The organism is Paenibacillus sp. Soil787 (assembly GCF_001429545.1).
Lineage (GTDB): Bacteria > Bacillota > Bacilli > Paenibacillales > NBRC-103111 > Paenibacillus_E.
Genome location: NZ_LMSP01000015.1, coordinates 1 through 11,998 on the forward strand (window position 1 = coordinate 1; position 11,998 = coordinate 11,998).

At 42.9% G+C, this 11,998-nt stretch carries 10 protein-coding genes; all 10 read right to left on the reverse strand.

The window, feature by feature from the left end; all coding sequences use genetic code 11:
* Positions 1–572: 572 nt before the first annotated feature.
* Positions 573–1,739, reverse strand: coding sequence for an ROK family transcriptional regulator (locus tag ASG93_RS16880; RefSeq protein WP_056833733.1), 1,167 nt, complete (start codon positions 1,737–1,739; stop codon positions 573–575).
* 89 nt (positions 1,740–1,828) lie between these two features.
* Positions 1,829–2,512: a copper homeostasis protein CutC gene (locus tag ASG93_RS16885; RefSeq protein ID WP_056833734.1), complete on the reverse strand. Its 684-nt coding sequence runs from the start codon at positions 2,510–2,512 to the stop codon at positions 1,829–1,831.
* Between the two features lie 68 nt (positions 2,513–2,580).
* Positions 2,581–3,420, reverse strand: a complete 840-nt coding sequence (locus tag ASG93_RS16890) for a carbohydrate ABC transporter permease (protein WP_056833735.1) — start codon at positions 3,418–3,420, stop codon at positions 2,581–2,583.
* Positions 3,420–4,313: a carbohydrate ABC transporter permease gene (locus ASG93_RS16895; RefSeq protein WP_056833736.1), complete on the reverse strand. Its 894-nt coding sequence runs from the start codon at positions 4,311–4,313 to the stop codon at positions 3,420–3,422. The genes ASG93_RS16890 and ASG93_RS16895 overlap by 1 nt, the downstream gene beginning before the upstream one ends.
* Before the next feature lie 79 nt (positions 4,314–4,392).
* Complete coding sequence (locus tag ASG93_RS16900) at positions 4,393–5,742, reverse strand: ABC transporter substrate-binding protein (protein ID WP_056833737.1); 1,350 nt, start codon at positions 5,740–5,742, stop codon at positions 4,393–4,395.
* Positions 5,743–5,830: 88 nt separating this feature from the next.
* Positions 5,831–6,835: an asparaginase gene (locus ASG93_RS16905; RefSeq protein ID WP_056833738.1), complete on the reverse strand. Its 1,005-nt coding sequence runs from the start codon at positions 6,833–6,835 to the stop codon at positions 5,831–5,833.
* A gap of 314 nt (positions 6,836–7,149) precedes the next feature.
* Complete coding sequence (locus ASG93_RS35160; RefSeq protein ID WP_156410938.1) at positions 7,150–7,314, reverse strand: hypothetical protein; 165 nt, start codon at positions 7,312–7,314, stop codon at positions 7,150–7,152.
* Between the two features lie 36 nt (positions 7,315–7,350).
* Positions 7,351–9,693, reverse strand: a complete 2,343-nt coding sequence (locus tag ASG93_RS16910; RefSeq protein WP_056833739.1) for a hypothetical protein — start codon at positions 9,691–9,693, stop codon at positions 7,351–7,353.
* Positions 9,694–9,715: 22 nt separating this feature from the next.
* A complete protein-coding gene (locus ASG93_RS16915; RefSeq protein WP_056833740.1) occupies positions 9,716–11,161 on the reverse strand; it encodes a glycosyltransferase family 2 protein in 1,446 nt (481 codons plus the stop codon).
* Positions 11,154–11,876, reverse strand: a complete 723-nt coding sequence (locus ASG93_RS16920; RefSeq protein WP_156410939.1) for a HEAT repeat domain-containing protein — start codon at positions 11,874–11,876, stop codon at positions 11,154–11,156. Before ASG93_RS16920 ends, ASG93_RS16915 begins: the two co-directional genes overlap by 8 nt.
* Positions 11,877–11,998 lie beyond the last annotated feature (122 nt).

The window sequence follows — 11,998 nt, forward strand, 5'->3', positions numbered from 1 at the left end:
CCTGCCATTATCCAGTATTGGATGGAATTCGTCTTTGAAAACATCTTTTCATTTTCATACATGGCGGTGACCGGTTCGGTCATGATGGTTTTGTGCGCTAGCGTCTGATCGCGGCAGATCTGACGACCTTGAGCACAATTTTTGTGCGCTAGCGTCCGGTCACGGCAGATCTGACGACCTTGAGCACAATTTTTGTGCGCTAGCGTCCGGTCACGGCAGATCCGACGACCTTGAGCACAATTTTTTTGCGCTAGCGTCTTTTGTGCGCTAGTATTCCTTCTCTCCATGCTACCAAATTAACCAAAAAAATTAGAAAGGGAGTATCCTTATGCTCTACCTCGAAACTTATACTTTCTGGTAAAAAAACGGCTTCGTCGGCTTTTCGTGTTGATGAGCCTTTAGGGGAAAAGCGGAGGTTCGGTAGCTGTAGGGGAACTTCAGGGTCTTATTCCATCGAAATGGGGCCCATTTCTACCTAAAATGGCGAAATAGCGTCCCATAGTTCCCTTCCCCTCCTCAAAGTGCTATTTTTCATGAAATAGAGCCCTCTCGTTCCCTTTTACAATAAAAAATCAAGATTTATCGACGTAGTTATTCATCACTAACATAGCTGCGCCTACTACGATCGATTTGCTCTTCAATTCGGAAGTCAATATCTTAAACGTGTCGCGAAAAGGTTCCCATACAACCTGCCCGCACTGTTCTTCGATTAAAGGCACAATCTCACTGTAATTTTCCACCAAATCACCACACAAAATGACGGTATCAGGATTGTACATACAGACGATATTGTTAATGGTTATACCAATGTAAAGCGAAGTTCTGGAAATAATGTCTTGAGCCCAGTTCTCTTCGTTTTGCGCTGCTGCGAACAGCTGCTGGATATCGGCGGTCTCCTTGATTCGGTTGGCCTCATGCAGGATAGCCGACTCGTCAATATACGTTTGCAGACATCCTCTTTTGCCACATTCGCACATGTTGCCATTCGGATCCAGCGTCGTATGTCCTAACTCTCCTGCACTGTTTGAACCCCCACGAAAAATGTCACCGTCAATAATCAAAGAGGAGCCGACTCCGGTACCCAACTCAATCAATGCTGTCTTCCTCGATCCTTGCGCGGAGCCTAATAAATACTCCGCAAGGATTTTCACTTTCAAGTCATTGTCAATGACCGTATGAATATGCAGCTTGTCCTGGATAAACTTAGTGAAAGGGATATTTCGCCAACCCAATGTCGACGAATATTGGACGATTCCCCGTTCATGGTCGATCACACCGGGCACGCCTATACCGATGCCAATGATTTTTGACTTGTCGAGATTTTTATGCGTAATTATCAAGTGAATTGTTTCGGAGATGATGGCGGCTGTAGCTTCAGGAGTTGTTTGCAAAGCGATATGCTCAACTCGCTCCTCATGGAGAAGTTCGCCGCTGAACTCCATGACTCCGAACTTAATCGCCTTTTTACCGATATCCACCCCAATGGTATAAACCGCTTGAGGATCGATATCTAACATAATCGCCTTACGCCCAACGCCTACCGAGGTTAACGCAGTCTCCCTCACCAATCCTTGTTCGCATAACTCAGCCACGATGCGTCCTACAGATGTAGGACTTAACTTGGTGATTTTGGTGATTTCCGCACGGGAGATGGGGCGACGCTTTTTAATGATTTCCAAAATCATCTGCTTATTGTGGAGTCTAATCACATCTTGATCATGTTTCTCAATTTTTTTCATTCATTTAGATTCCTCTTCTTTATTCCACCCATGTTAATAAATTCATGTTATCAAGCTACTACACCGCAGTCAACCATTAGCAACATGATCTATCTCTTTATATTTTTTATTGCTTTTATTTTTTCCATATCGATCTCATTTAACGGATCATTATCCACTCGTACCCCTCTACCGAAATGAATCTCTTTAACGCCTGTCGATTGCAGGAAGGAGGGAATTGCACTTACCGTCAAGCCGCTTCCGGCCAAAATTTGCAGGTGCGAATGCTCCGCCTTTTTAACAAGCTGCCTAATTTCTTCTTGCGCATCAAGCACGTTTGGCTTTCCTCCGGATGTTAGCACCCGGTCAATTTGGCTATAAGATAGAAGGTCCTCTAGAGCCTTCTCAAGATTGCTCGCTTCGTCAAAAGCACGATGAAAAGTCACGGACAACCCTTCCGCCTCATCTAACAATCTGCGCAGCGTCTCATGATCAATCCTACGGTCTGCGGTAAGCGTCCCAAGTACAATGCCATGAGCGCCAATCCGTTTCACTTCTTGTATATCTTTCATCATCGCACCCAGATCTCTCTGGTCGTAGCAAAAAGATTGGCTATGCGGGCGAATCATCACCTGAACAGGGATGTTCGTGCTGTGCACAACCTCGTCAATTAGACCGTAGCTTGGCGTTAAGCCACCCTCCAGAATTCCCGTTATGAGTTCGATACGATCCGCACCGCTCTGTTCAGCCAATAAAGCATCCCTCACGGTAGTTGCAATCACTTCCAGCAGCATAATTCTCCTCCTAATATAGGGATCTTTGAGCGTAGCTCAAAGTCTCTCCGCTTCACCAATTGAAGTCGTTATCCTTTGACTGCACCTTCCGTAAGACCTGATACAATGTATTTTTGGGCAAAAGCGAACATAATCACAACCGGAATCAAGGATAAAATACCCGCTGCACTCATTTGACCCCAGTTAATATCAAATTTTTGCACAAAACTGCTTAATCCTACTGGGACGGTTTTGGTGCTTTCGCTATTCGTAAACATAACCCCGAAAAACAAATCATTCCACGCGCCTGTAAATGCGAATACAAGGGTAGCAACAATTCCCGGCCGCATAATCGGCAGAATAATTTTGATCATCGTTTGAAACTTGTTACATCCGTCAATAAGAGCCGCTTCCTCAAGGGATACGGGAATTCTCTGAAAGAAACTGGACATCGTCAGTAAACAAAAAGGAATGTTCATGGCCGTATAAGTAATAATCAACGAAGGCAGTTTATTTAACAAGTGCAATTGGCTGAATGTTATGAAGAGCGGAACTAGAATGACCATCACAGGAATCATTTGAGTAGCTAAAAAGGATATGATAAATAGCTTCTTGCCTCGAAATGAATACCTGGCCATACTATAGCCACCTAGAATGGATACTATCAACACCAGGATTGAACTGCTCATACTTACAATAAAACTGTTCATAAAATAATGCGGAAAGCTAGAATTCTGGAAAGTGTCTATATAGCTAGAAAAGGTTAAATTTTGGGGCCAAAGCGTTAGCTTCCCGCTATAAATTTCTTGTCTATCCTTTAGCGAAGTGACTAACATCCAATAAAAAGGAAACAAAGCACCGATTAAGAACAAGGTTAGCGCAATGACTCGAGAAACGGTCGGTGTTGCATGCCGAACATAGGAGGCCATTAGAAATCACCTGCATCATCATATTTAGTCGTTTTCAAGAAAATTAACGTATAAAGAATAAGAATCGCCAGCATCATAATTCCCAAAGCGGAGGCTTGCCCATAGTCGGTCGTATAAAAGATTTTATTAAATATATAGGAAGGCAAGTTATGAGAAGTATTAGCTGGACCCCCGTTGGTCATGATGTAGATCAAATCGGCTGAATTGAATACCCAAATCACTCGAAGCAGCAAGGTAATAATAATCGTCGGTTTGATATAAGGAATCGTTACCCGAAACAGTTTGGTCATTCGGCCTGCCCCATCCATATCAGCAGATTCATAGATGTCTTTAGGTACATTTTGTAGAGCAGCAAGAATCATAATCCCGAAAAAAGGCACTCCATACCATACCATCGCTGCGATGACTGGGAAAATAGAGACATGTGGAATAGCCAAAAAGGGGATGCCTTTTTCCAGAATTCCGAGTTTCACCAATAAGTAATTAATAAGCCCGTTCTGTTCATTAAACAACCATTTAAAAATCATCCCGATTAAAAAAGCAGACACAGCCCAAGGCAGGAAAACAATAGATTGATAGATGTTTTTCCCTTTAAACTGTTTATTTAGGGCTAATGCCAAAATAAAACCAAGAACGAATTGCAAACCGACCGTTAAGATGACCCAAAGTACAGAATTAACTAATATTTGAGGGAGATTCTTATCTGCCAGCAAAGATTTAAAGTTTTCGAAACCTGAAAAATGGATATCCCCCGGTTCAAATAAGACATAATGCATAAAAGCAAGCTTAAGTCCCGAAAGTAATGGATAAGCAAAAAAAGCTAGAATAATTAGAACAGCAGGAGCGATTAATAAATAGGGCTCGAATGATTTCCATCGAATTGCTTTCAGCATGCTTTCTCTCCCCGCCTTTTCAATACTTAGAATAGATAACCGGGGATTCATCCGTGTCCCCGGTTATCTGCTTTCTTTTTTATGGATTTTCCTTCAAATAAGCTTGTTGTTCCTTTGTCAGAAAATCTGCAAGATGTTTAACAGTATCTTCGAGCGATTGCGCTTTTGTCAAATATTTTTGCGTTTCTTCCACAGCGAACGTTCCCGTGAATTGACCAAGCTTCGCTAAATGGCTCGGAGGGCCGGCAAACACAATGTTGGAATCCGCCATGGAACCCGCATACCCAGCAATAGGACCTTTGCTGAAGAACGGATCTTTCAGGTTTTCTTTGTAAATAGGAATCGTTGAATTTTTGATACTGTACGCCAAGTTGTTCTCAGGAGAGCTTAAGAATTCGATTAGCTTCCAAGAAGCGTCTTTATTTTGTGATTTGGAAGACATGGCATAAGCGGCCGTGTAACCCCAGAAAATATAGCGTTTTCCGTCATCGGCTTTTGGCATTGGAACGACGTTCCACGTGCCTTCTTTCATATTTTTCTGAGCGGTAATAATCACTTCAGGCGTTTGATTTAAAATAGCCGTTTGTCCGTTTAAGAACCCTTGAACCATTTCGTTGAAGCCCCAGTTCACAGATTCTTTAGGAGCATTCCCGTTTAAGTAAATATCATAGAATTTCTTAAAGGCCGCAGCGCCTTCAGGTTTATACAAAATCGATTTGCCATCCTTATCAAACCAACTGTCGGAGTGAACCGCCGCCATCACATATTCCATTGCGCGAATAACGCCATTGGCTCCTCCCCTAAAGGAAATACCGTATCTGTTTTTCGCTGAGTCTGTGAATTTTTGCGCTAGATTAAAGTAATCATCCCATGTCGCGATTGTTTCGGGCATATTCAGTTCTTTAAACCAATCGCTTCTGATAAATAAGCCCTGCAGCAAGAATCCATCTGGAATCGCATAGACTTTACCTTTGAATTTGTTTCTCGCTTGCTTGGTTGCTTCCGTTAGATTATTTAATTGATCCCATTTGTTATAATAGGGCTGCAGGTTCTCGATATAACCAGCTGAAGCCATGGCTACTAAGGAAGTATCATCAATACTCAATACGTCAGGAAGAATGCCAGCTGCCCCCATGGTCATCCATTTCTTATTCGCATCATCCCAAGGAACAGACGTATATTCAACTTCGATATTCGGGTTTTTCTCTTGAAATTGCTTCAAAAGCCCCTGCATAAGCGCTGTTCTTTCCGGGCTTGGAAGCGGATCGAGATACGAGATTTTCGCTTTCTTGCCTGTGGCTTCTTTGGCTCCAGCGGCTGCTGTGGCTTTTGCTGCTTCATTCTGCCCGCCATTCGTAGAGCAGCCTGCTAAGGAAAAAGTAAGCACAAGACTGGTACATAAGGCTAGAATTGTAGCTTTTTTCTTCATTTTATAACCCCTCCTATAAGTTGATCTATGTTATAAATCTTGCTGAAGATAGCTTCTTCAACAACATTTAGTAACTAAGCCTGGGTTTCTACACAGTTTCTAAAGTAAACACCGCTTTGTTCATTCCGATAATCTTGCGATTATCGTTCGTAATGTCAGTTGGCGTGAGTTGATACATACGGTCAATCGTCTCTTGGTTGCTATAACCAATCTGCTCAAGAATGGATGCCGTAATGATAGGCCACTCCTCCTCAGAACCATCCATCACTTTAAGCGCGAAACCTAGCTTTTCTTTTTTCAATCCAAAGCAGTACACGCCTTTCGCTCCGCCCTTAGCGACTATATTGGAATCCATAAGTAAACTGGAGCAGATGCGATCTGAACCGGCAATCATCTCATAGTGCTTATTCATAAGAGCAGTTATTCGGATGACGGCGGCTCGAAACTCAAGATCTTCAATCACCTCTGGGCAGGCCAGTTTCATGAAAGCAGTCGCCAAATGCTTAAGAGGAATAGCGAACACCGGAAATCCGCAACCATCTGTACCTAGGTGGATGTGCTCTCTAGGACATTCAGATAAGTAAGCGAGCGTATCTACGATCTCGATTTGAGCAGGATGATCAGGTTCAAAGTAGCCTTCGGTTGGATATCCCATTGTTTTGCACAATGCAAGAATGCCAAGATGCTTTCCTGAACAATTATGATAAATTGAACGTTTAGGCTTCTGCGCTCTAAGCATCGCTTCTGAAGCAGGAACACTTAAAGGGTAAGTAGGGTGACAGACAAGCGCTTCCTCGCCCACCCCAATTTTGGTAAGCATGGATTCCAACGCTTCAACATGGAAGGTCTCCGCACGATGGGACCCGATCATAATCGCCGTTTCTTTATCAGAAAGCCCGAACTTTCTATCCGCGCCATGCCGAATAACGGGAATAGCTTGAAATGGTTTACCGGATGACCTTAAATAGGTTAATGACTCTACATCCCCTACTGCGTACTTAACAGCACCCAAGATGGAGACTCCGCAAATATGCCCGCTATGCACGCATTCCAGAGTACCTCCACGATACTCTTCAACTAATGTTTTCTCCATTTGTCTTCCCCTCTTTTGCGTTAAAGTTCATGGTCTAATGTTGTTGTGAGACTAGTTATTCCATAGGTGTTATTAATTGTCGAAATAAAACGATAAAATGAGAATATTAACAGTGGAAATAGACCGATATCACGATATTCACTCTTCATTTTCCTTTTATTTATTCCAGTGGTGTTAATAATTGAATAGTAACAACTCACCTATCTGTTGTCAAACATTTTTATTGACTCTAAATCCTCAAACGGATAGGCTCTTTCTGCTTATTTGCAGCAAAAGCCTTCCATCAAGCTAAAACTTGAGGGAAGGCCTTTTCATTAATTAGTTGGCGAGAACGGTTTTGACGCCCAACGAATCTCCCATTCAGAACCAAAGGATGGCAAAAACATCCCTTTGACCTGTTGATTTTTTAAATAGATACGGCTTCTAAAATACAAAGGTGCAGCTGAAGCATGATCTTGAATGCCAATTGCTCCAACCATTCCCCCTCCCTGCTCATTCAGATGCTTGATCCGAAACTAATGGTTTATAGAGATTCTCCCAAAAAGGTCTTTCATAATATAGTAAGATTTCTTTAATCTTTCATGATACTGAGGCTTATCCCAGTCTTCCCATTGATAGCGATACATATCGGAGGAACTAATCTTTCTATTGTTTGCTTGTGGATACGTATTGACAGATGTTCCACCACCAGGACTTTCTTTTTGCTGCGTCCCGTCTTGTTTATAGGTTACTATCGCCATTTTGATTTCTTTTATGATTTCAGAAGCACCTAGTCCTTTACCCCAGATGTCCCCGATAGTCTCGTGTTTGCTTGGATCTCTAAAATTAAGCAATTGCCATGGAATTCTTAACTCTAATACATGATCCTTGGCATTCAAAGCTACATCCGTTAACGAATTAAAGGCTGGATGATTTGGATTCCCATCCCCTGAACGTAACACCCCAGTTTCGTAGCTTTCCAACGGCAACACAATAGACTTCCCGTTTACATTGGGGATCGTCAGCGGTTTGCTTAAGACCAGCTTCATGGTATGGAAAATGCCATTGTCCTTATTCTTGGGATAGTCTAGCTTAGGTATCATACCTAAAGTATGCCCGTAGGTAAAATAATTCGTATCATAGTAGCTGTCTACCCAGATTCTTGAAGTTTTATCTCCCTTCAGATCGATCACGAAATCTATACCCTCTTCCGTCGTGAGATCTGAATCTCCCGGAACACGGTGCTGTCCTTGATTTGGAATTGTACTGAGCAGCAGCATCGTATTTATTTGTGACCAATCTAACGGTTGTTCGGTTCTATTGAAATCCAAGCGGAAATAAACATAGCCTTCGTCGCTTGTGACAAAAAATTGCTTCAGGGACGCTTGTCCATCGACTTGATGATTAGCGGAACTAGCGGAAGAGCCATTCAATTGGATCGGTTTTATTTTCTTGGAGTCCCAGTCACTAGTCTCACCATCCACATAAATCGACTTATCAGCAGGACCCGGGTCAAAACTTAGCAGTCCAAAATGCTGCTCTCCGGTCTGCACATTGGACCAGAATGGACGACGGTCGCTATTATCCAGTTCCGCAGTATTCCAAGTTCGCTTAAACCATTCATCCTGCCAGCTAAAGAGTAGTCCCCCAGCCAAGCCTTCACGGGTCATATCCTCAAACAATCTCACATCGATATTCCCTTGTTCCGTTTCATCATGCTGCCCCTGATTCCATCCGGCTACATTTCGGTGGGCCATCCCCCTGGAAGAGGGTACCCCAAATTCTGCGATTAAAACAGGCATTTGGTGATTTTGTTTCAGATCGTTTAAATAACCGGCGTAACTATTTTTCTCACCGCGAAAATCGATGTAATTTGTATATTTAGGTTCATAATTGAGAAAATCGGGGTAATAGGGATACACGTGATAGGATGCGAAATATCCCCCTTTATAACTCGGATTTACTTTAATGAGATTCGGGTTTATGACAGCCATATCTTCTGTTTCCGAAGGTTCCGTGGGGTGTTGCATCAGATCGGTTGTTACCCAGTTGGTGAAGCTGATTGGTCTTTGCCACTGATAACGATCTGATTCATAGACAGCGATTGATTCCATTTTATCCGCGAGCCAGATCTCAAAAGGTTGTGCATTTTCTGTCCTAAAATATTGTCCGTTATAATTCTCCATGCCCTTATGCTTGTTGTTGGTGGAGTCGACTACTGTCGGGTCCCACTCGACACCCAAGATCCAACCTACGACATAAGGGGAGACATCGGCTTTATATGCACCAGCGGCATGCCCTGACCGTTCAGGCAGATTGGCTTTTCCATGAATGACATCCACTACATTCTGCATTTCCTTCTTAAAGTCATCTGCCGTATTCCCGGCAAATGCGTCATTCGACGCAACCATATCCTCTTCATCGACCCATACGCCATGAAACAAATAAATGGGCTGGCTCGTTTTCGAATTATACTCTAGCAAAGCCTCGTAAAATGCTGGTGGATGCAAGGTATAAATCCTTATGGAATTTACATTCATATCCCCCATTTGTTTGAACCACCGCAAGTAATCAGCCTTGGCAATTCCCATTTCCCCAGGGAATAATCCCGGTTTGGTAGCCCCTAAGTTCACACCTTTAATCAGCATATCCTGCCACTCGCCATTATGATTAATCTGTATGTAGGAACCCCCGACTTTAGCGGGAACTTTAACTCCATCTATGGTTACTGGTGTTATCGTCGATACTGGCGGAACAGATGTTTCCGGTGTCATAGGCGCTGCATCTTTATCTCCTCGCTGTACAATATAAGCAAGAACTCCTAGCGCTACAACGAACATGATTACTAACATTGCACGTTTCCCTCTAAACAACCCCATGCCTAACTTCCCCTACTTTTTATTAAGATGAAACACCTTTGCGCTTCATCTCTCCCCAACCCTGTTTTTTTCCCATAATCGCTGAAAAGAGTGCTTTCACGCGCCAATACGTCATGATCGGCCGATACCAAAACGCCTCCGACAAGGCAAAGAAAAATAAGCGATTGAGCTCGGATACACGCTTATGTTTTCCTAACCTCCATTCCTCAAGAAGCACGGATCCCATGGACAGGAATGATCCATACATGATCATGAACAGAAGTAAAGCCAACGAATATTGAATATTGACTTCCCCCAGGATCCAACCAATCCCGACGACAAGATAACCTATCATTTCAATGACAGGACCAAATAATTCTACAAAAAGGAAATACGGAATGGCGATTAATCCGATCCCCCCGTATTTTGGATTCAGAGCCATTTTCCGATGCGTCCACAAGCTTTCGAGCAACCCCCGGTGCCATCTAACCCGCTGGTTTCTCAATATTTTTAAATCCTCAGGCGCCTCGGTATAGCACACTGGATCTGCGACGTATTCGATTCTGGCTCCCCATTTATTCTCGATATTCATTCTGTGAAGTCGAACTACAAGCTCCATATCCTCGCCAATTGTTCCCAGCTTATAGCCGCCCGCTTGAATGACTCTTGCTGTTTTGAATACCCCGAATGCACCGGAAATGATGAGAAGGAGATTGTTTCGGCTCAACCCGATTCTCCCCATAAGGAACGCGCGCATGTATTCGATCGTTTGCATAATGACCCAAGGATTCCGGGAAAGCTTCATTTCTTTCATTTGCCCATGAATGATCGTGCTTCCGTTCGCAATCAGCACATTTCCTCCCGCGGCAAGAACTTCCTGTTCGGTATTTTCTATGATCGGCTTCATGATCTTGAGAAAAGAATCCGGCTCCAATACGGTATCACCGTCAATAGAAGCAAAATACGGATATTTGGTCAGGTTAATCCCAGCGTTCAATGCATCCGATTTTCCGCCGTTTGCTTTGTCGACAAGCAATAATTGAGGATAAATTTCCGACTTATAAACGGCTTTGATCGGTTTGGTTTCGATTCCGTTACGCTTTTGGAACACTTTATCTTTCAAGGGTGCCATTTTAAACCGTTCGATCATTTTTTGGAGGGTTTCGTCCGTCGATCCGTCATTGACAACAATGACCTCATATTCGGGATAGTCCAATCGTCCGCTTCCTGTGACAAGGGAAAGCACTGTACCGATTATTCCCATCTCTTCATTATAAGCCGGAACGAGGACAGATAAAGGAGGGGTAAATGCAGATCTTTTGACTTTCTTATAGGGCTCCACATTATGGAGGCCCCGCTCCCTCTTTAACCGATTAAAAGCCAGGAAGAAAAGGATCAAATAAAACAAACAAACAAATACAAGATAAAAAAAGATCACTTGATTCACGATCTGGAAGAGAGAGACAGCAAGATCCCAATAATTATTCATAATCCATGCTCCTCTCTAACCATTCATTAGCAATATTCCTGGCATAACTATCTGGGTGCGTCGCGGTGATAGAGAGAAGGATTTCTCTTCCATTTTTGTATTTACGAATGGCTTTGGCTGCCTCAGATCTTATGGCATAGCTTTTATCGCTGATGAACTGCTTCAGGTATGGCAAAAACCGTTCAGTTTTTATATTTCCCATGAGTCGGGCATACATCAGTTTTTCCCCAGTGAACTGTGGACTCCCCCATTCTTCTTTTTGGGACTGCTCATTAATAATCTGCGTAATTACGTCAGGAGAGCTAATATAACCAAGGCTTGCAATCGTTTTGGTTGCCCTCACTCTCTTCTCCTGATCAGTTACATTCAACAAGCTTTCCAGCAATTCTTGTAGTTTCAACGAGCGAAAATTTTTATCTCTAAGTACATCTAACATACTTAACTGCCATTCATAAGGGAGATCATAGAAAATTTCTACATAGCTCTCGAAATTATCTGTATGAATAACTAGGCTAATCATCTCGTTTAACAGAAAAGGAGGAAGCCCCTTCGATTCCTTGAACAACTCCTGCAGATGGACGTATCCGAAATCGGCCAAAAGGAGATAAATCTGATATCTCTCTTCCGATGAACACTTCTTGCTCTCCAACAGCTTCAATAAATCGTCCTGCATTCTTTCAATCTTAAAAAGTTCAATGAAATACAGCGTATTCATTCGGGTACTCCATTTGGAGTGAAAGAGCCTTTTTCTGTACCAAGGGACAAAATATTCCTCGACAAACGGTTTTACCGGATTAAAACTAGGCTCAATTTTGAAATTACTCAGATAATCGCCGA